The following is a 20,663-nucleotide window of genomic DNA, read 5'->3' on the forward strand; positions in this document are numbered from 1 at the left end:
CGAGAACATGTCCCTGCTCGTCAAAATCTGCGGCCTGTCCACGCCCGAGACGCTCGAAACAGCGCTCGACGGCGGTGCCGACATGGTGGGGTTCGTGTTCTTTCCGCCGTCGCCGCGGCATCTGTCGCTGGAACTCGGCCGTGACCTCGGCCGCCAGGTGAAGCGGCGCGCGCTCAAGGTCGCGCTGACCGTCGATGCCGACGACACGAGGCTCGACAACATCATGGATGCGCTATCGCCGGACATTTTCCAGCTCCACGGCAAGGAAAGCGTCGCACGGTTGCGCGACATCAAGCAGAAATTCGGCCGCCCGGTGATGAAGGCGCTGCCGGTCGAGACATCAGCCGATCTCGCCGTGCTACCAGGCTACGCTGCGGTTGCTGACCGCATCTTGTTCGACGCGAGGCCGCCGAAGGACGCGACTCGGCCGGGCGGGCTCGGCACAGCCTTCGATTGGCACCTGCTCGAAAACCTCGAGCTCAAACTGCCGTATATGGTTTCGGGCGGTCTGCATGCGGAGAACGTCGCCGAAGCCGTTCGCGTCACCCGCGCAGGCGGCGTCGATATCTCCTCCGGTGTCGAGAGCGCTCCCGGTGTGAAGGATCCGGAGATGATCAAAGCCTTCATTCGCGCCGCGCGCGCCACCCAAGAGTTGAGCGTCCGATGAACATCGCCAAACCCAATTCCTACCGCAGCGGCCCTGACGAGCGCGGTCATTTCGGCATTTTCGGCGGACGCTTCGTCGCCGAAACCCTGATGCCGCTGATCCTCGATCTGGAAAAGGCCTATACCGAGGCCAAGGCCGATCCGGCGTTCCAGGCCGAGATGAACGGCTATCTCAAGAACTATGTCGGCCGGCCTTCGCCGCTCTACTTCGCCGAGCGCCTGACCGAGCATCTCGGCGGCGCGAAAATCTACCTCAAGCGCGAAGAGCTCAACCACACCGGCTCGCACAAGGTGAACAACGTGCTCGGCCAGATCATGCTGGCGCGACGCATGGGCAAGAAGCGCATCATCGCCGAGACCGGCGCCGGCCAGCACGGTGTCGCCACCGCGACGCTGTGCGCGCGCTTCGGCCTCGACTGCGTGGTCTATATGGGCGCTGTCGACGTCGAGCGGCAGCAGCCCAACGTCATCCGCATGGAGATGCTGGGTGCAAAGGTGGTCCCGGTGCAGTCGGGCACACGCACGCTGAAGGACGCCATGAACGAGGCGCTGCGCGACTGGGTCACCAACGTGCACGACACCTTCTATTGCATCGGCACGGTCGCGGGCCCGCACCCCTATCCGATGCTGGTGCGCGACTTCCAGTCGATCATCGGCAACGAGACCAAGGTGCAGATGCAGGAGGTCGAAGGCCGGCTGCCGGATTCGCTGGTCGCCTGCATCGGCGGCGGCTCGAATGCGATGGGACTGTTCCATCCGTTCCTCGACGATTCCACCGTCGAGATTTTCGGCGTCGAGGCAGCGGGCCACGGGCTGACGCAACTGCATGCGGCGTCGATCGCGGGCGGCCGTCCCGGCGTGCTCCACGGCAACCGCACTTATCTCCTGATGGATGCCGACGGCCAGATCCAGGACGCGCATTCGATCTCGGCCGGTCTCGACTATCCCGGCATCGGCCCCGAGCATTCCTGGCTGCACGAGATCGGCCGCGTGAACTATCTCTCCGCGACCGATGACGAGGCGCTGGCTGCCTTCCAGCTGCTGTCGAAGCTGGAAGGCATCATTCCCGCGCTCGAGCCCGCGCATGCCATCGCCAAGGTGATGGAGCTCGCGCCGAAGCGGCCAAGGGATCACCTGATGGTCGTCAACCTCTCCGGCCGCGGCGACAAGGACGTCCCGCAGGTCGGCGACATCCTGAGGGGCAAGAGCAAGTGACCACGCGTATCGATACCCGTTTCGCCGAGCTGAAGAAGCAGGGCCGCGCGGCCTTCGTTACCTATGTGATGGCCGGCGATCCCGATCCGGCGACATCGCTCGAGATCGTCAAGGCGCTCTCGAAATCAGGCTCCGACGTCATCGAGCTTGGCATTCCCTTCACCGATCCGATGGCGGATGGTCCGTCGATCCAGGCCGCCGGGCTCCGTGCGCTCAAGGTCGGCATGACGCTGAAGAAGACGCTCGATCTCGTGCGCGGCTTCCGCAAGGACGACAACGTCACGCCGCTGGTGCTGATGGGCTATTACAATCCGATCTACATTTACGGCGTCGACAAGTTTTTGGCTGATGCCAAGACGGCCGGCGTTGACGGCCTGATCATCGTCGATTTGCCGCCGGAGGAAGACGACGAGCTCTGCATTCCCGCGCTGAAGGCGGGCCTGAACTTCATTCGCTTGGCGACCCCGACCACCGACGACAAGCGCCTGCCCGCGGTGCTCGCGAACACGTCAGGCTTTGTCTATTACGTCTCTATCGCCGGCATCACCGGTGCAGCGGCGGCGGATGCGAATGCCGTCGGTGAAGCTGTCGCGCGCATCAAGCGGCATACCAAGCTGCCGATCTGCGTTGGTTTTGGCATCCGCACGCCGGAGGCGGCGCGCGCCATTGCCGAGAAGGCCGATGGTTCGGTGGTCGGCACCGCGCTGGTCGATGCGCTCAAGAACAGCCTCGATTCGGAAGGGCGGGCGACCGCTAAAACCGTTAACGCCGTCGCCGAATTGACGGCGGCGCTGGCCCAGGGCGTCAAGGGCGCGCAACAGGCGGCGGAATAGGCCATAATTCCGCTTTTGGGGCGGCTGACACGGCGGGTTGCCGGGCCGAGGTCCGGCCGCCATATATCCCTTCAGGCGATCCCCTGCGCGGGGTCGCACATCGGAGCAAACCATGAACTGGCTTACCAATGTGGTCCGGCCGAAGATCCGCAACATGCTGCGGCGGGAGACGCCGGAGAATCTCTGGATCAAATGCCCGGATTCCGGACAGCTCGTGTTCTACAAGGACGTCGAGGCCAACCAGTTCGTCATCCCCGGCTCGAACTACCACATGCGCATGGGCGCGGTGGCGCGCCTGAAGTCGATCTTCGACAACGAGACCTGGTACGACGTTGCGCTGCCCGACGTCACGCCGGATCCGCTCAAATTCCGCGACGAGAAGAAGTATGTCGACCGCATCAAGGATGCCCGCGCGCGGACCAATCTGAACGACGCGATCAAGGTCGGCTATGGCAGGCTCGAAGGTGCCGCCGTCGTCGTCGCCGTGCAGGATTTCGATTTCATGGGCGGCTCGCTCGGCATGGCCGCGGGCGAAGCCATCGTGCGCGGGCTGGAGCTCGCGGTCGAGAAGAAATCGCCCTTCATCGTGTTCGCCGCGAGCGGCGGCGCGCGCATGCAGGAAGGCATTTTGTCGCTGATGCAGATGCCGCGCACCACCGTTGCGGTGCAAATGCTGCGTGAAGCAAAACAGCCCTACATCGTCGTGCTGACCAACCCCACCACCGGCGGCGTCACCGCGTCCTACGCGATGCTCGGCGACGTGCAGATCGCCGAGCCCGGTGCGCTGATCGGCTTTGCCGGCGCGCGCGTGATCGAGCAGACCATTCGCGAAAAGCTCCCCGAGGGTTTCCAGCGCGCCGAATATTTGAAGGAGCACGGCATGGTCGACATGGTCGTGCATCGCCACGAGCTGCGTCCGACCCTGGCGCGGCTCTGCCGCCTGCTGACCAAGGCGCCGGCACAGGAGACCGCATCGAAATCGGTGCAGCCAGTCGTCAGCCCGGCGCAGATCGTATCGGCGGCCGAGACGGCGCCGGCCGTGCCGCACGCGTGAACGCATCCTCTGACAGCGCAAAGCCGCCGCTCGGCGAATTGATCGGGCGGCTGTCGGCCCTGCATCAGAAGCGGATCGATCTCGGGCTGGAGCGGATGCACCGCCTGCTCGAGCGGCTCGGTCATCCCGAAAGCAAGCTGCCCCCGGTGATCCATATCGCGGGCACCAACGGCAAGGGCTCGACGCTCGCTTATCTGCGCGCGACGCTGGAGGCAGCCAGCCTGCGTGTCCACGCCTACACCTCGCCCTATCTCGTCCGCATCAACGAATGCTTCCGGCTCGGCCGCGCCGGCGGCGGCGTGCTGGTCGGCGATGACGAGTTGCGCGCGGCGCTGGAAGAGGTCGAGCGTGTCAATGCGGGTGAGCCTGCGACCGTGTTCGAGCTCAAGACGGCCGCGGCGTTTCATCTGTTCGCGCAGAACCCGGCTGATGTCGTGTTGCTCGAGGTCGGCCTCGGCGGGCGGCTGGATTCGACCAATGTGATCGAGACGCCGGCGGCCTGCGTGATCACGCCGATCAGCATGGATCACATGGACTTTCTCGGTGACACCTTGACGTCGATTGCCGGCGAGAAGGCCGCGATCATCAAGCGCGGCGTGCCGGTGGTTTGTGCCGAGCAGTCGGGCGAGGCGATGGCCGTGATCGAGGCGCAGGCCAAGCGCATGCGCGCGCCGCTGTTTGCGGCGAACGAAAGCTGGCACGTCAATGTCGAGCATGGGCGCCTGGTCTATTCCGACGATCGCGGCTTGATGGATCTCACGGCGCCGCGCCTGTTCGGCCGCCACCAGTTCGACAATGCGGGTCTGGCGATCGCGACGCTGCGTGCCATCCCGAATTTCAAGATCAATCAGGCGGCGTTCGAGGCCGGCATCGTCGGTGCGGAATGGCCGGCGCGGATGCAGCGCATCACGTCGGGCGAGTTGCTCGCTCTCGGCCCACAGGGGTCCGAGATCTGGCTCGACGGAGGGCACAATGCCGAAGGTGGCCGCGTTGCGGCGGCCGCGCTCGGCGATCTCGAGGAGCGGGTGTCGCGGCCGCTGGTGGTGATCGCCGGCATGATGGCCAACAAGGACGCGCGGGGCTTTCTCGCCAATTTCGCCGGCCTGACCCGTCACGTCATTGCGGTGCCGATCCCCGACACCGAGAACGCGATGCCGGTCGACCGTGTCACGGATGCCGCGCGCAGCCTCGGCATGCGCGTCGAGATTGCGCCCGGCATCGAGGCCGCGCTGCACGCCCTGGCCAAGCTCGCCTACGAGGTGCCGCCGCGCATCCTGATCACCGGCTCGCTCTATCTCGCCGGCCACGTGCTCGCCATCAACGGCACGCCTCCTGCATAGAAAGTCTCGTGTCCTGGATACGAGCTTGGGAATGCCAATGCGTTTTGCTGCGATTGCCGACGTGCACGGAAACTACCTGGCGCTGGAGGCGGTGCTCGCCGACATCCGCGTCCAGGGCATCGCCGACATCGTCAATCTTGGCGACATGCTGAGCGGCCCGCTCGATGCACGTCGGACCGTCGAGATCCTGATGAAGCTCGATGCCGTGCACGTGCTCGGCAATCACGACCGCTATCTGCTCGACCGTCCTCCGGAGAAGATGGGCTCGTGGGATCGTCCTGCTCACGCCCAGCTCAACGAAGCGCAGCTCGACTGGCTGCGCGCGCAGCCGATGACGCGGGTGTTTCGCGACCAGGTGTTCCTGTGCCACGCGACGCCCGGGAACGACGAGATCTACTGGCTCGATACCGTGCATCCCGACGGCACGGTCGCGCTATCCCCGCTCGACCGGATCGAGCAATTCGCGCAAGGCATCTCGCAATCGCTGATCCTGTGCGCCCACACCCATCTCGCCCGCGCCGTGCGGCTTCACGACGGCCGGCTGATCGTCAATCCAGGCAGCGTCGGCAGCCCCGGCTATCGCGACAAGCATCCGTTCCCGCATGTGGTGGAGGCCGGTACGCCGCATGCGCGTTATGCGATCCTCGAACTGGCGGACGGTGTCTGGCAGGTCACTTTCCGCAACATCGCCTATGATCACGAAACGATGGCCGCGCTCGCACGTCGCAATAACCAGCCGGAGCTGGCGAACGCGCTGGCGACGGGGTGGATCAAATCGTGAAAAAACAAAACGGCCGGCGTATCGCCGGCCGTTGCAGAATTCTCAGTTACTTGCGACGCGGATCAGACCGCCGACGTGATCCACTGCTGCAGCTTCGCCTTCGGCGCCGCGCCGACCTGGCGGGAGGCCATCTCGCCGCCCTTGAAGATCATCAGGGTCGGGATCGACATCACGCCATACTTCGACGCCGTCTTCGGGCTCTCGTCGACGTTGAGCTTCACGATCTTGACCTTGTCGCCCATCGCGCCGGCGATCTCGTCGAGGGCGGGCGCGATCATGCGGCAGGGGCCGCACCACTCGGCCCAGAAATCAACGACGACAGGGCCGTTCGCCTTGAGCACTTCGGCTTCGAAATCGGTGTCAGAAACCTTGCCAACGGCCATGGGAGTACCTCACTCGGTTGAAAGAATCGGCGCGACCTGGAATCGCGCCAAGGATCATGGCGTCAACCTATGAACGGCCCCTTGCCGGGTCAAGGATGCTCACGTCGACATGAAGGGATGCCAGCGCCGCGTCCAGCGCGGGAGCCGAAATCTCCATATATTCAAGGGCCTCAGTCCAGAGCAGGACGGCTCGAACAGGCTTTTGGGGATAAAGCCGGGCCAGCACCGCCCGGTACAGCGCAAGCTGCCGGACATAGGCCGCTGGCGCCTCGGTTGCACTCCTGGGCGCCGCCTGGTTGGTTTTGAAATCGACGATCAAAACCTCGTCTGGACGAACGACCAGCCGGTCGATCTGTCCCGACACCAGCGCCGGGCTGCGGTCCGGCCGCTCCAGCCTGCCGACGATGGCGACCTCCGCCCGGCTGCCGGCGGCGAAGACCGGCGCAAACCGCGGTTCGGCGATCAGGGCCAGCACCTTGTCGGCCAGTGCAACACGGTCGGTCTCGGCCCAGTCCGAGGCGTTGCGGGCCATGAAGCCGAGCGCGGCCTCGCGCCGGCGCTCGGTGGCGATGTCGGGCAGGGATTGCAGCAGCCGGTGCACCAGGGTGCCGCGTTGCAGTGCGAGCGAACGGGACTGCACTGATTCGCCGGTCCGCACCGCGCGGCCTTCCTCGGCCGACTGGCCCGACGGGCGCACTGTATCGTCTTCAAGGGTCTCGCGAGGGGCCGGCATCCGCAGCCAGCCAGGCAGCGCAATCGTCTGGTCCACGAACGTGGCCGGCGTGCCTGATGCCTCGATATCCCCGGGCCGGGCAAATCGCGTCACCTTGCCGAGCGGCGTCTCGATGGTCTGCTTGTCCAGGCCCGAGCCGGCGAGGCCGGTGTCGACCAGATCGTACCAGCTCAGCTTGCGCACCGTCTTCATATTGCCGGGCATGCAACCGCCGACGATCAGACGATCGGCCGCGCGCGTCATCGCGACGTAGAGCAGGCGGCGGTATTCGTCCTCGGTTTCTTCGATCATGGCTTTGCGCGCGTCGGCGACCGGTTTGGGATCGTCGGCCTTGCGGCCGGCCCAGACCACGACCTCGCCGCCATTGCCGCGCGGCACGTGGATCAGCCGGACCCGCTGCGAGTCCGCGGGCGACGATGTGGTGTCGACCATGAACACGACCGAGGCTTCCAGGCCCTTGGCGCCGTGCACCGTCATCACCCGCACCTCGTCGCGCGAGATCTCCATGTCGCGCTTCACCTCGGTGTCGGCCGAACGCAGCCAGGCCATGAAACCCTGCAGCGAGGCCGGCGCCTTGCGCTCGTAGTTCAGCGCGAGCTCGAGGAATTCGTCGAGCGCGTCGTTGGCCTCGTGACCGAGGCGGCGCAGGATGCGCGCCCGTCCGCCGTCGCCACCGAGCAGCCAGGCGTAGAAGGCGAACGGCGTTTCCTCGCGCACGCGTGCCTCGCAGGCCTCTAGCCGCCGCAGTGCCGCGGCGAACTTCTCGCTTGTGGCTGCATGCTCGCCAAGCGCGCGGCGCAGCGATCCCTTGCGATTCCAGGCGAGCATAAACAGGTCGTCGTCATCGAGCCCGAACAACGGGCTCTTCAGGGCCACCGCGAGCGCGAGATCGTCCTGCGGAAGCAGCAGCGCGTCGGCGAGGTTCATCAGGTCGATGATCGCGACGTGCTCGGTCAGCTTGAGCCGGTCGGCGCCGGCCACCGGAACGTTGGCGTGCTTCAGCGCCTGGATCACGGCATCGAACGCATTGCCGCGCCGGCGCACCAGGATCAGCATGTCGCCATAGCGCAGCGGCCGGCGTTCGCCCTCGTGCCCCGTCAGCGTACCGCTCTCGACCAGCCGTTTGATCTCGATCTGGATGCGGCGCGCGAGCTTGACCTCGGGGCTGGTGACGGCGACGCCGTCGAACGGCGCGCGCCAGCCTTCGATGTCCTGCCGGTCGTCGGCCTCTGCAAGGTCCCACAGCTCGATCACGCTGGGACCGGCGTCGGCGAGCGCATTGTGCAGGGGATGGCCGATCTCGGGCGAATGGATGCTCTTGTAGATCTCGGGTTCACGGAAGACGTGGTCGACAGAGTGCAGGATCGACGCACCCGAGCGGAACGAATAGGTGAAGGCGACCGGGTCGAACTTCAATCCGGCCGCGGTGAACTTGCGATTCAGCTCGCGCCTGCGTGCGTCGAATTCCCGGGGCTGCGCGCCCTGGAACGAGAAGATCGACTGCTTCTCGTCGCCGACGGCGAATATCGTGCGGTTGAGCCCCTCGCGTGCGCCTTCGCCGGCCGTGAATTCCGAGATGATGTGCGCGACGATGTCCCATTGCCGCGGGCTGGTGTCCTGGGCCTCGTCGATCAGGACGTGATCGACGCCGCGGTCGAGCTTGTAATGCACCCAGCCCGACGAGACGCGGTCCAGCATCGCCAGCGTCTTGTCGATGAGGTCGTCATAGTCGAGCAGGCCGCGCTCCTGCTTCTCGCGGCGGTAGTTCGCGGCAGCCGCGGTCGCGATATGCAGCAGGGCCGCGGTGCGGTCGCGCATGGTCACCGCGCGGCGCGTCTCGATCAGTCCACCGAGGCGCTGCGCCTCGTTCTCGAACAGGCGGGCGACCGAAGGATTGTGATCGCCAAACTTCCTGGTCAGCACCGCCTTGCGCGGCAGCTTTTCGTCGGTGAGGAAAACACCGAGATAGGCATCGACCTGCGCCGCGCCGGAAAACACCTTTGCCTCGCGGAGCCGGCTGGCCTGGTCATTGTCCGACTTGCTGCCGTCTTCCAGCGCAAAGGCAATGTCGTCCCAGCGGGATCGCGGCAGGAACGGACCGTCGAGAATTTCCGTCTCGACGTCCTCGATGCGGTCGTTCGCGTCCACGCCCAGCGCCGCCGCCATCTGCGCCGCGGCAGCTTCCGCGTTGCCGGCCTCGTCGGTCCAGGCCATGAAATGATCGCGGCTCAGGCAAGCCTCGCGCACGACCTCCTTGAAAGTCACGTCGGCGGCGCTCGCCATCGCGGTCAGCAACGCGCGGCCGGTGACGCTCTCCGGATCGCGGGCGGCCTCCAGCAGCACCTTCAGATTGGCGCGCTCCATCATGTCGGTCTGGTCGCGCTCGTCGATCACGGCGAAACGTGCCGGCACGTTGGCCTCGAACGGAAACTGCTGGAGCAGTCGCGTGCACAGCGCGTGGATGGTCTGCACCTTCAGCCCGCCCGGCGTTTCCAGCGCACAGGCGAACAGCTTTCGTGCGTCGCGCCGCAGTTTTGCATTGGGGTACGGGATGCCGACGGCGCGGATCGCCGCATCGAGCGCCGTGTCGTCCAGCGTGACCCAATGACCGAGTGTGGTAAACACGCGCTCGGCCATGTTGGCGGCGGCGGCCTTGGTGAAGGTGATGCAGAGGATCTTTTCCGGCGGCACGCCCGCCAGCAGGAGACGGATCACGCGCTGCACCAGCACGTGCGTCTTGCCCGAGCCGGCATTGGCCGACACGAAGGCCGACGAAGTCGGATCGGACGCGCGGGCCTGCCTGGCGCGCACTTCATCCGGGATGGGGCGCGGAGCCTTCACCATTCCTCGATCCCCAGGCCGCCGGCCGCCGACCATTCCTTGATGCGGGCGAGATCGTCATAGGTGCCGTAGCGGTTGGTCCACATCGGCAGGTTCAGCGAGGTGTATGGCTGATTCTCGTCCTCGAAGGCGCGGATCAGCGCCTCCAGCTTGGCCCTCGCTTCTGCGGCCGCGGTGTCCGGCGGCTGCGGCTCGTCGCCTTGCTTGAATTTGAGCTCGAGGATGCGCTCCTCGCCGGGCGGATTGTTGCCGCTGAGACGAACATAGACGAGCTGGCTCACCGAGGCGCCGGCGTCGATGTCGGGAAAGCCGCCCTCGCGCAGGATCGCGGCTTCCAGCGTGAGCTGCGGCGACAGGCCCATGCGGACCTGCTTGCCGGTCGGCGGCTGGCCGGTCTTGTAGTCGAGGATGGCGTAGCGGCCGCCCTGGCGCCGCTCGATGCGGTCGGCGCGGGCGGAGAGCTGGAAGCTGCGCTCGTTGTCGAGCCGGATCGAGATCTGGCCGCGGGTCTCGGCAGCGATCGCTTCGATGGTGCCGCGCCGCGCCGTCTCCCACTCGCCGAACCAGCGCGCGATGCGCTGGAAGCGCGGCCACCACAGCGCGCGCGCTTCGGGCCGTTCCATCAACGGCGCAAAATGCTTCTCCCCGATCGCGCGCAGCACGCCGGCGGGATCGTCGGGCAGATTCGTTGCATAGGTTTCGGTGAACTCGCCGAGCGCCTCGTGGATCGCCGAACCGCGGTCGGCGGCCGACAGCGGCATGTCGACCGGATCGAGCACGTCGAGCCGCAGGATGTGCTTGGCGTAGATCGTGTAGGGATCGCGCAGCCAGTCCTCGATCGCGGTGACGGACATTTTCAACGGCCGCGTCGCGCGCGGCGGCCGCGGCTCGGGCTGCTTGATCGGCGTGACCTCGGCGGGCTGATCCAGTGCGCTCGCAAACTGCACGTATTTTTCGCCGGCGCGAATGGCGGCCTTCCAGTGCGCGTCGCCCGCGACCGCCTCCAACCGGTGCAGAAAGCGCGAGGCCACCGCCGGCGCGCCGCCGGCCTTGGCGGAATGGGTGAGGATCACTTCATCTCCGCCGAGCAGCTGCGCAAAATCGTGTGCGGAGAGGCCGATACGGCGCTCCGGCAGATCGAGGCCGAGCTCGTGCCGCATCGGTCGGCTCAGCCAGGGATCGATGCGCGGCGCCGGCGGCCAGACGCCCTCGATCAGCCCGCCGACGATGACGCGGTCGGCCTGCATCAGGCGCGATTCCAGCGGGCCGTAGATTTGCAGGCGCGCGCCCGGTCTGTCCCGCCGCCGCACCGCGCGATCGCTGAACGCGGTCTGGAACACGTCGGGATAGTCGGGCAGCGGCACCATCAATCCGCTCGTCGTGCCGCCGCGCAGGAGATCGTCGAAGGCGCTTGCGAGCGCAAGGCCCTCGCGTTCCTCGAACGCTAGCGGGATGCCCTGGTCGTCGCGCGACAGTTCGATCAGGATCTCGCGATGCCGGTGCGCGAGCTCGGCAAAGTCATACGGTTTCGACGACGCCAGGCTCTCGATCGGCGCCAAGGCTCGTCGCAAGCCATCGACCAGCGCCTGGACGGCATCGAGTTCCTCCGCCTTCAGACGCGCGCGCGGCTCCGCGCGGTGCAGGGCGGAAACCTCGCTGCGCCACAGCTTCGCCAACTCCTCGCGAAAACGATTGAACTCGCGCAGCAGCCCGGCCGTGCCCGCAGGCGGGCGCGTGCCGCGCAAGACCGCGAGCTCGAGGTCTTCGATCGCGGCCTTCCACGCGCCAGGTCGCCGTCCGAGCCGGCACAGCGGATGTTTCAGCATCGCCAGCAGCGTCGGCGGCTCCAATCCCCTGGTCGCCGCTTCCGATGCCAGACGCGCGAAAACGCCGGCGGAGGTTTCCATCAGGACGTCGCCGCCGGAATCGTCGAACGCGAGATCCCATCGGGTCAGCGCCGCCATCACCCGCCGCGCCAGCGCGCGATCCGGCGTGACCAACGCCGCCGATTTGTCCAGATGCCGCGCCTCGCGCATGGCGATGGCGATGGCGAGCGCTTCCATCTCGGGATTGGGCGCTTCGACCACAGCGAGATTGCTCATGCCGGCGGTGATCTTCGCAGCCACGTCCGGCTGCTTCAGCCGGTCGTGCCAGACTTCCGTCTTGGCCGAAGGCCGCATCGATTCGGACGCCAGGAGATCGCGACCGCCTTCCGCCGGTGGTTGGAGACTGTCGACGTCGCTGCGCTTGATGCCAAAACGATCCAGCAGCGCATGCATGGCGTATTGCGGATGGTTCGACGCCGGATGCTCGACGAATTTGCCGAGCGCATCGCGCACGCCGCCGATGGTCCGCCAGGCGTCGTCGTCGAGATCGGTGTCGAGGCCCGGCAGCACCACCGCCCCATGCGGAAGCGAAGCGACCGCGTGGAGGAATTTTGCGGTGGCCGGCATCGAGCCGGTCGAACCCGCGGCGATCACGGGTCCACGGGGATGCGCGGTCAGCCGTTTTGCTTCCGCCGCGATCAGGAGATCGCGCCGCGCGGCGGGCTCGATCCGGTTGATCTCGGCGAGGTGGCCGGGCCAGGCGATGCGCGCGATACGCAGGAATTCGAGCGAGTGCTGCCAGTAGCGATCGAGCAGGTCCGGCACCAGCCCATCGAGCGCGCTCCAGTCGACGCCGCGCGTGACCATATCGTCGATCAGGCGTGCGAGATCGGAAGCCAACGCCAGCGTCGAGGCGGGCCCGCCGACCACCAGTGGCGACAGTACCGGACCCTTGGCCCAGGCCGCGACGAGTTGCGCCAGCGTCAGCCGCCGTTCGAGCTCGCCGAGCCGCGGCGGAATGTCGAGCGGCGTTGCGCCGGAAAACTGCTCGCCTTCATCGGCAAAGGCGAGTTCGTCCTCGTCGATGTCGCCGAGCGCGACGATGCGCGGCAGCACGACGGCGTCGGCCTTCATCTCGTCGAGGAAGATCTCGCGGACGACCCGCATGGCGCGCCTTGTCGGCAGGTACAGCGTAGCGTCCGCCAGTCGCGCCGGCTCCTTGCGTGCCTCGAAGCCGTCGACCAGCCGGCCGTCGAGCAGGCTCGAGACGACCGTGCGCAGGAACGGAACTGAGATGGGAACACTGAAAACGCGCATCGGCTGCCTGATTCGGGGATCAGGCGCCAATATAGGGGGGCGGACTCAAATGGATATGGGTGCGGGGAGATCTTCCCCGCTGTTCGCCGGGCTAGAACAGGTGCTGCAGGGTGGGCAAAGGCGTACTTGCGCCGTGCCCACCATGTCTGCCGCGAATTTCAGCTTGGTTGGTTGGCATGCTTCCGCCTTCGCTCTTCGAGCCACGGCGGACAAGTCGCTTTGCCCACCCTGCGGCACCGTGTTCGAGGCGACTTACGCCACGCTCTCCAGAAATGCCTCTTCCGCCGCGTGCACGGCGTCCGGCGTGCCGACATGCATCCAGACACCGTCGAGGCGGAGGCCGAACAGCCGCTCCTGCTCGCCCGCGCGGTCGAACATCTTCGTCAGCGAGAATTCGCCCTGCGGCGCGTCGGCGAAGATCGAGGGCGACATGATCGCGGCGCCCGCGTAGACGAACGGAACGACCTCTTTTTCCTTGCGCTTGCGCAAGGCACCGTCGGGCGTCATGCCGTAATCGCCGCGGCCGCTATAGCCGATGCTGGTCGTCGTCGGCGCCATCAAGAGCAGGATGTCCATCCGCGCAGGATCGAAGTTTTCGGCGAGCCGCGTCAGGTTCGGACGTACGCCGTCGATCCACAGCGTGTCGGAATTGACGTGGAAGAACGGTGCATCCCCGAGCAGCGGCAACGCCTTGACCACGCCGCCGCCGGTGCCGAGCACCTGATCGCGCTCATCCGAAATGGTGACGCGCGGGTGCTGGCGGGATGCGGTGTGATCGATGATCTGGTCCGGCAGATAATGCACGTTGACCACCGCCTCGGTCACGCCGGCCCGGCCGAGCTTGTCGAGCACATGATCGAGCAGCGGCTGGCCGGCCACCGGCACCATCGGCTTCGGCATCTTGTCCGTCAACGGACGCATGCGCAGCCCGAACCCTGCGGCGAGCACCATGGCTTTGGTCGGTTTGACGGACATCCTTCGCTTTCTCAAGCCTGCTGATTTCGCGTTCGCAGCAATCCTAACACGAGGTTGGACCGACCGCACCGCGTCTTAACCGCCTTAACCAGCTGCGGTGACGGTTGTACGACGGGTGTTGCCGTCACGCCCCGATGGCTGTGGACCGTGCCTTTTTCTTCCTGTCACCGAGCTTGAGGAAATTGACGCCGATCTGGTCGCCATTGACCCAAGCCAGTTCGCAACGCCGATACGCAAGTCCGGTGGACGACAGCAGCAGAAAGAATTCCTTCAGATGCAGGCCCTCGACCGAGCCGTCGATGGTCAGCTTGGCGCCGCTATCGGAAACATCCTCCATGGTGCAGTCGCGCCGCCAGGTGCCGTCGATCCCCATCATCTGGGCCGCGATCCCGCGCTCGAAAACAACCCGGCTGTTGCCGCGCTGGTCCGTCTTCACCGCCATCTGCCCTGCTCCAGCCCGTAATTACCCGGCTGCCTCGGCGCCAGATTACCGGTGACTTGGCTAACAGCCGGTAAATCCGGCCCCGAAGCAGCCTTGGAGCCGCTCTTGCAGCTGCCCGCTAGGGCGCCGGCACGTTAGCGAGATACCAGTCGCGCAGGGAGCTAAGCGCGGGATGCGCCAGCGAGCGTTGGAGATAGGTCCAGATCCGCGGCTGGTGACGCAGATAATGCGGCTTGCCGTCGCGGCGGTTGAGGCGGGCGAAGGTGCCGAGCAGGCGCGTGTTCCGCTGCGCCGACATGATGGCGTAGAGCTCGGCGAAGCCGGCCGCGTCGAAGCTGGCGTCACCCGCGCGCCGCGCCTTGATGTAGCGCGACAGCAGCGTCAGCTCGAGGCCTTCCGGCACGTCGATGCGGGCGTCCTGGAGCAGCGACACCACGTCGTAGGATTGCGGTCCGAGCACGGCGTCCTGGAAATCGATCACGCCGACGCGCTCGATGCCGTTGCGGTCCGCAAGCCAGATCAAATTGGGCGAGTGATAGTCGCGGATGATCCACGTCTTCGGCGCCGCCAGCGGCTTTCGCAGCAGCTCGCGCCACATCGCGAAAAATTCCGCGCGCTTCGCCTCGCTCAGCGGCGCATCGCGATCGGGCAGGTACCATTCCGGCATCAAGCCGATCTCGATCAACAATGCTTCGGTGTCGAAGATTGGAATGGCGTAGGTCTGCCCGTCCAGCGGCAACGTCTCCGGCAGCGTCTTGCCGTGCAGCGCGGCCAGCACGTCGGCCGCGGCTTCGTAGCGCTCGGCGATCGGGCGCGGCGGATACCCTTCGATCACGCCTTCGCTGCCGAAGTCTTCCGTGATCAGGAAGCCATGGTCGAGATCGGAATGGTGGATCGCGGGCGCCGAGATTCCCTGCGCGCGCAGGCCTTCGTCGATCGCCACGAACGGTCGGACGTTCTCGGCGAGATGCACCGCGGCGCTGTAGGATTTTCCGTTGTACATCGCCGCGCCGTCGGGCCGCTGCGGAAAGTTCATGAGAATGACGATCTCGTCGTCACGCAGCAGCCGCGCATAGGAGCGGGTCGAGGCGTCGCCCGCCATTCGCTTGCGCATCGCATCCATGTAGCCGGATGCATCGAGGAATTCGCGCAGCGCCTGCAGCCGCGCGACGGCCGCGGCGGCCTTGCCGTAACCGGTGATGTCGGCGGCGCGCGCATTCGAGCCCAGCGCCGGCCGATGCGTCAGTGCGATGTCGATGCGATCCTGCGGCATCGCCGAGGGCGCGCGCTCCGGCCATTCGATCAGCACGAGCGTGGCGTCCGGGAGCGGCGACAATCCGATCTCCTCGAGCTCGCTCTCGTCCTCGACGCGGTAGAGGTCGGCATGCATCACCGGGAACGGCGGCAGCTCGTAGCCCTGCACCAGCGTGAAGGTCGGGCTCGGCACCTCCAGCGCCTCGTCGCCGGCGAGATAGCGGATCAGGCTGCGGGCCGCTGCGGTCTTGCCGGCGCCGAGATCGCCGGTGAGCGTGATGACGTCGCCGGGACCCACCAGCAGCGCGAGGTCGGCCATCAATTGCGCAGTCGCCGTCTCGTTGTGAAGCGCGACGGAGAATGTGGTTGGCGCAGTCATTCGGCGGCGTCGCGATGCGCCGCCTGGTCGGTCGGGAAGTCGCAGATCACGACCGTGCCGCGGCCGACGATCGAATCCACCCGCACCTTGCCGCCATGCAGCTCGACGAAGGAGCGCACCAGCGACAGGCCGAGCCCGGCGCCGCGGTGACGCGAGCCCTGCGAGCGGCTTTCGAACCAGTTGAACACCTTGTCCTTCATGTCGGCAGGAATTCCAGGCCCGGAATCTGTCACAGTGAAGACCACGCTGTGTTCGGTGCGGCGGGCGCTGATGCCGACGGTGGAATCCTGTGGAGAAAACCCGACGGCGTTGGCGAGAAGGTTATAGAGCACCTGCACCACGCGCTTCTCGTCGCCGATGAAGCTGCCGATATCGGGCGCAATCTCGACCTTGAGGCGGATGCGGTCGGTGGCGAGCCGGTCCTGGATGCCCTCGGCGGCGAGCTCGATGGTCTTGCTGACGTCGACCGGGCCGAGTTCCAGCTTCATGGCGCCGGCGTCGATGGTGGCGAGATCCAGGATGTTGTTGGTCAGCGCCAGCAGCGCGTTGGTCGATTTGGTGACGTAGTCGAGATATTCGGCCTGTTTCGGCGTCAGCGGCCCGGTCGAGGGATCGCTGAGGAAATGCGCAAAGCCGATGATGGTGGTGAGCGGCGAGCGCAGCTCGTAGGAGACGTGGTGGACGAAATCCACCTTCATCTGGTCGGCGGCCTCCAGCGCCTCGTTGCGCTCGCGCAGCGCGCGCTCGACGTTCTCGGTGTCGGTGATGTCCTGGAACGTCAGCATGGTGGCGCCGTCATGCAGCGGCCGGATCATGCCGTCGAGCACGCTGCCGTCCTTGCGCTCGAGCTTCAGCGGCACGTCGGCGCGGCTCTCGATCGAGGTGACGGCCTCGCGGATCTGCCGCCAGACCACGGGATCGTCGAACAGCTGATGGCACCAGCCCTCGACCGTCTGGATGTGCGGCTCGTCGCGCATGGCGTCGCTGGACAGCTTCCACATCCGGACGAAGGCCGGGTTGAACAGCTGGGCCTTGCCGTTGCTGCCGAACACGGCGACGCCCTCGGCGAGGCTGTCGAGCGTCTCGCGCTGGACCCGGATCATGCCGTCGAAGCGGCGGGCAAGCTCCAGGCTCTCGGTGACGTCGTCGAACAGATAGGTGACGCCGCCTTCCGGATTGGGCGTGGTGACGACGGAGAGCGCGCGGCCGTCGGGCAGGTACCAGGTGTCCTTGGCGGTCTCGACCGCGCGATAGGCCTCATGCAGCTTGGCCTTCCAGGCGCGGAAGTCCGGCTGCTCCGGCAGTTTCCGCGCGGCGCGGAGCTTGTCGAGGACGCTGGAATCGTCGGGGTTTGCGTCGAGGAAGGTGCGGTCGAGGTCCCACAGCCGCCGGTAGGAATCATTGTAGAAGGCGAGCCGCCGCTGACCGTCGAACACGGCAACGCCGGAGGAGAGCTGGTCGAGCGTGCGCCGATGCGCCTCCGCCATCCGCACCAGCGCCGTACTCAGCCCATTCGCCTCGCTGGCATCGATGGCAACGCCGACATTGCCGCTGCCGACATTGACGGCGCGGACGTCATAGATGCGGCGCTCGCCGCCGATCACGATCGGCAGCCGCGAAGTGAAATTGGCCGCTTCCTTCAGTCCCCGCTCCATCGCGATCCGGTCGGCGCTGTCGAGCAGTTCGAGCTTGCGCTCCTGGGCATCGGTGATGCTGGCCGCCTCGGTCGCACGGACATAGGCGGGGTTGGCGTAAGCCAGCGCGCCGTTCTCGCCCTTGGCCCAGATCGGCCAGGGTGCGGCAGCGGCGAAGCCGCGCAGCATCTCGGTCTCGTCGGAGAGCGCCTTGTAGCGAAGATTGGTCTCGGCCAGATCGCGGCGGACCCCTGAGAGTTCGCGAATCCTGACGATGGCCTGGCCGCCGATGGCGCGGCCAATGGCCTCGAGCGTATGGCCATGCGCGGTGGTCAGCGTCAGCTGGAACCCGTCACCGCGGTCGCGCAGCGCATCGACTGCGTGATCCATCTGGAGCGCGGGTTCCGGCGGCAGCCAGGTTCCAAACGCGAGCACGCGCTGCGGAGAGGAGTCGCGCGGCAGCACCAGGGAGATATCGCCGGAAACCTGCGCGCGATTGTTGCCCGCCGGCCAGGAGATCAGGATCTGCGGCTCGGCGAACAGCAGCGCGCCGAAGCGGTCGGCCTGGAGCTGGAGTTCCCCGATCCGCGCGCGCAGCTGCGCCTCGTTCTTCGCCGTACGCACGCGCGTGCGCATCAGGAGGATCGCGGCCACAACCGAAAAGCCGAGCAAGGCCAGCGCGGTGGCCAGCACCGCGAGTTCCTGCCGGTTGAAATCCAGCATCATTGAGAGTGTGTCGACGAGGTCGGCGGCTTCAGCCGGTCCAGCCGGCAGCAGCGCCGCAAGAGCGCTCCCCACAAGCCCGTCGCGCACGAGCGATGTGCACGACAGCAGCGTCCGACGCATCGACACGATCACGCCTGACATCATTGCCCCAAGATCGCACAGATTTGCGCGCGACGACCCCCGTCGCGCGCGAATCAAACGACAATACCCTCACCGTGACTCGGCCGGTAAGAGTCCAGATCGTGAACGCAAAGGGCGCCCCAAAAAAATGCAGGGCACAGCGTTCCAGTTCGCGTCGTTCTTCGGGATGATTCGGCCGGGATTGGCGCGCGTTAGCGACCGGTCGAGCCGAAGCCGCCGGCGCCGCGGTCGGTTGCCGACAATTCGGCCACTGGAACCAGCGCGGCCTGCACCATGGTCGCGATCACCATCTGCGCGATGCGCTCGCCGCGCTGGATCACGAAGGGGGCCTGGCCGTGGTTGATCAGGATCACCTTGACCTCGCCGCGATAGTCCGCGTCGATCGTGCCCGGCGAGTTCAGCACGGTGACGCCATGCTTGGCTGCAAGCCCGGAACGCGGCCGCACCTGCGCCTCGTGCCCGGGCGGCAATGCGATCGCAAGCCCCGTTGGTACCAGCGCGTATTGGCCGGGCGCGAGCGTCAGTGGCTCGGTGTCCGGAACCGCTGCCATCAGGTCGAGACCGGCGGCGTCGCTGGTCTGATAGGCCGGCAGCGGGAGGCCTTCGGCATGCGGCAGGCGTTGCAGTTCGACGGTGACTCTCGTGCTCAAGATGCCGGCTCCCGGGATTTGTCGGCCACGCTTTTTGCGATACGCGCGACCAGCTCGATGGCGACCTGTTCCTTGGTCATCACCGGCCAGGAATCAACCGCGATCTCGCTGGCCCCGCGACTTATGAGGTGCACCGTGTTGCGGTCGCCGCCCATCACGCCGGTCGCCGGCGAGACGTCGTTGGCGACGATCCAGTCGCAGCCCTTGCGGGCAAGCTTGGACTTGGCGTTGTCGATGAGGTGCTCGGTCTCGGCGGCAAAGCCGATCACCAGCGGCGGACGCCTGTCGGCCAGCCTGGAGATCGTGGCGAGGATATCGGGGTTCTCGACCAGCTGAAGCGGCGGCATGCCGGCCGAGCTCTTCTTCAGCTTCTGCTCGCCTTCATTGGCGACGCGCCAGTCGGCGACCGCCGCGGCGAAGATCGCGATGTCGGCGGGAAGCGCGGCCTGCACCTGCTCCAGCATCTGCCGCGCCGATTCAACACGCTTGACCGTCACGCCCTGGGGATCGCCGAGATCGACCGGGCCACTGACCAAAATCACCTCGGCGCCCGCGGCTTGTGCGGCGGCGGCAATGGCAAAGCCCTGTTTGCCGGAGGAGCGGTTGGCGATATAGCGCACCGGGTCGATCGGCTCGTGAGTTGGACCTGCCGTGATCAGCACGCGCTTGCCGGCGAGCGGGCGCGGTACCGGCGGCCGCAGCAGGCGCTCTGCGGCGGTGGCGATCTCGATCGCCTCCGACATGCGGCCGACGCCCGCCTCGCCCGCTTCGGCCATCTCGCCGGAATTCGGGCCGATCAGCACCACACCGTCACGCTGAAGCTGCCCGATGTTGCGGCGGGTCGCCGCATTGTTCCACATCAGCGGATTCATCGCTGGTGCCAGCAGGATCTTTCGGTTGGTCGCGAGCAGGATGGCGCTGGCGAGATCGTCGGCATGGCCGCCTGCCATCTTCGCGAGGAGGTCGGCAGTCGCAGGCGCGACGACAACCAGATCGCACTCGCGCGCGAGACGGATATGGCCGGCGTCGAATTCGCTCTGGGGATCGAACAGGTCAGTGTAGACGCGCTCATGCGAGAGCGCACTCACGGCCAGCGGGGTGACGAATTGCTGCGCCGCCTTGGTCAGCACGCAGCGCACCTCGATGCGGCGTTCCTTGAGGCGGCGGATCAGGTCGAGGGATTTGTAGGCCGCGATCCCGCCGCCGATGATCAGGGTGACGCTGGCCTCCGGAACGGAGGCGGCGCGCTGGGGGGTGGGAACGGCGGAAGGAATCGCAAACGGTGTCAGCGGCTCCTCGCGGCCCTCGACCAGTTCGCCCAGGATGATCCGGACCTCTTCCTCGACCGACCGACGGTTCTTGGCCGATCGCAAGCGGAGATAGGTTTTGACACCCTCGTCAAGCTTGCGGATGGTCAGGCTTGCCATGGCGCCCTCCAGCACGGAATGATAGCGATGCTATCACTCCAATGAT

At 66.5% G+C, this 20,663-nt stretch carries 15 protein-coding genes; 6 read left to right on the forward strand and 9 right to left on the reverse strand.

Annotated features, from left to right (window positions below; all coding sequences use genetic code 11):
- Window positions 1–7 precede the first annotated feature (7 nt).
- From JQ572_RS15335 to JQ572_RS15360, 6 genes are all read left to right on the forward strand, one after another.
- Window positions 8–667 (forward strand): phosphoribosylanthranilate isomerase, encoded by a 660-nt coding sequence (locus JQ572_RS15335; protein WP_211383864.1) that lies wholly within the window; start codon window positions 8–10, stop codon window positions 665–667.
- The gene (gene trpB, locus JQ572_RS15340) at window positions 664–1,881 is read left to right on the forward strand and encodes a tryptophan synthase subunit beta (protein WP_211383865.1); all 1,218 of its coding nucleotides are present in this window, start codon (window positions 664–666) and stop codon (window positions 1,879–1,881) included. The genes JQ572_RS15335 and trpB overlap by 4 nt, the downstream gene beginning before the upstream one ends.
- Window positions 1,878–2,714, forward strand: coding sequence for a tryptophan synthase subunit alpha (gene trpA, locus JQ572_RS15345; RefSeq protein ID WP_211383866.1), 837 nt, complete (start codon window positions 1,878–1,880; stop codon window positions 2,712–2,714). The genes trpB and trpA overlap by 4 nt, the downstream gene beginning before the upstream one ends.
- A gap of 112 nt (window positions 2,715–2,826) precedes the next feature.
- Window positions 2,827–3,768 carry an acetyl-CoA carboxylase, carboxyltransferase subunit beta gene (gene accD / locus JQ572_RS15350; RefSeq protein ID WP_211383867.1) on the forward strand — a complete coding sequence of 314 codons (942 nt, stop codon included), beginning with the start codon at window positions 2,827–2,829 and terminating at the stop codon, window positions 3,766–3,768.
- Window positions 3,765–5,108: a bifunctional folylpolyglutamate synthase/dihydrofolate synthase gene (locus tag JQ572_RS15355; RefSeq protein ID WP_211383868.1), complete on the forward strand. Its 1,344-nt coding sequence runs from the start codon at window positions 3,765–3,767 to the stop codon at window positions 5,106–5,108. The genes accD and JQ572_RS15355 overlap by 4 nt, the downstream gene beginning before the upstream one ends.
- A gap of 37 nt (window positions 5,109–5,145) precedes the next feature.
- A complete protein-coding gene (locus JQ572_RS15360; protein WP_211383869.1) occupies window positions 5,146–5,889 on the forward strand; it encodes a metallophosphoesterase family protein in 744 nt (247 codons plus the stop codon).
- 62 nt (window positions 5,890–5,951) lie between these two features.
- Here the strand turns inward: JQ572_RS15360 and trxA are convergent, their stop codons facing one another.
- The 9 genes from trxA to coaBC all read right to left on the reverse strand — a co-directional run bounded on the left by trxA (window position 5,952) and on the right by coaBC (window position 20,617).
- Window positions 5,952–6,272 carry a thioredoxin gene (trxA, locus tag JQ572_RS15365; protein WP_007598398.1) on the reverse strand — a complete coding sequence of 107 codons (321 nt, stop codon included), beginning with the start codon at window positions 6,270–6,272 and terminating at the stop codon, window positions 5,952–5,954.
- Window positions 6,273–6,339: 67 nt separating this feature from the next.
- The gene (gene addA, locus JQ572_RS15370; protein ID WP_211383870.1) at window positions 6,340–9,849 is read right to left on the reverse strand and encodes a double-strand break repair helicase AddA; all 3,510 of its coding nucleotides are present in this window, start codon (window positions 9,847–9,849) and stop codon (window positions 6,340–6,342) included.
- Complete coding sequence (gene addB, locus JQ572_RS15375) at window positions 9,843–12,989, reverse strand: double-strand break repair protein AddB (protein WP_211383871.1); 3,147 nt, start codon at window positions 12,987–12,989, stop codon at window positions 9,843–9,845. The genes addA and addB overlap by 7 nt, the downstream gene beginning before the upstream one ends.
- A gap of 252 nt (window positions 12,990–13,241) precedes the next feature.
- A complete protein-coding gene (locus JQ572_RS15380) occupies window positions 13,242–13,964 on the reverse strand; it encodes a nucleotidyltransferase family protein (RefSeq protein WP_211383872.1) in 723 nt (240 codons plus the stop codon).
- A 124-nt stretch (window positions 13,965–14,088) separates the two neighbouring features.
- Window positions 14,089–14,406 carry a PilZ domain-containing protein gene (locus JQ572_RS15385; RefSeq protein ID WP_211383873.1) on the reverse strand — a complete coding sequence of 106 codons (318 nt, stop codon included), beginning with the start codon at window positions 14,404–14,406 and terminating at the stop codon, window positions 14,089–14,091.
- A 118-nt stretch (window positions 14,407–14,524) separates the two neighbouring features.
- Window positions 14,525–16,039 (reverse strand): tRNA (adenosine(37)-N6)-threonylcarbamoyltransferase complex ATPase subunit type 1 TsaE, encoded by a 1,515-nt coding sequence (tsaE, locus tag JQ572_RS15390; protein ID WP_211383874.1) that lies wholly within the window; start codon window positions 16,037–16,039, stop codon window positions 14,525–14,527.
- Window positions 16,036–18,540, reverse strand: a complete 2,505-nt coding sequence (locus JQ572_RS15395) for a sensor histidine kinase (protein WP_211383875.1) — start codon at window positions 18,538–18,540, stop codon at window positions 16,036–16,038. The genes tsaE and JQ572_RS15395 overlap by 4 nt, the downstream gene beginning before the upstream one ends.
- A gap of 191 nt (window positions 18,541–18,731) precedes the next feature.
- Window positions 18,732–19,190 carry a dUTP diphosphatase gene (gene dut / locus JQ572_RS15400; protein WP_211383876.1) on the reverse strand — a complete coding sequence of 153 codons (459 nt, stop codon included), beginning with the start codon at window positions 19,188–19,190 and terminating at the stop codon, window positions 18,732–18,734.
- Window positions 19,187–20,617 carry a bifunctional phosphopantothenoylcysteine decarboxylase/phosphopantothenate--cysteine ligase CoaBC gene (gene coaBC, locus JQ572_RS15405; protein WP_211383877.1) on the reverse strand — a complete coding sequence of 477 codons (1,431 nt, stop codon included), beginning with the start codon at window positions 20,615–20,617 and terminating at the stop codon, window positions 19,187–19,189. Before coaBC ends, dut begins: the two co-directional genes overlap by 4 nt.
- Between the last annotated feature and the right edge of the window lie 46 nt (window positions 20,618–20,663).

Source organism: Bradyrhizobium sp. SZCCT0153 (assembly GCF_018129995.1).
Classification (GTDB): domain Bacteria; phylum Pseudomonadota; class Alphaproteobacteria; order Rhizobiales; family Xanthobacteraceae; genus Bradyrhizobium; species Bradyrhizobium japonicum_G.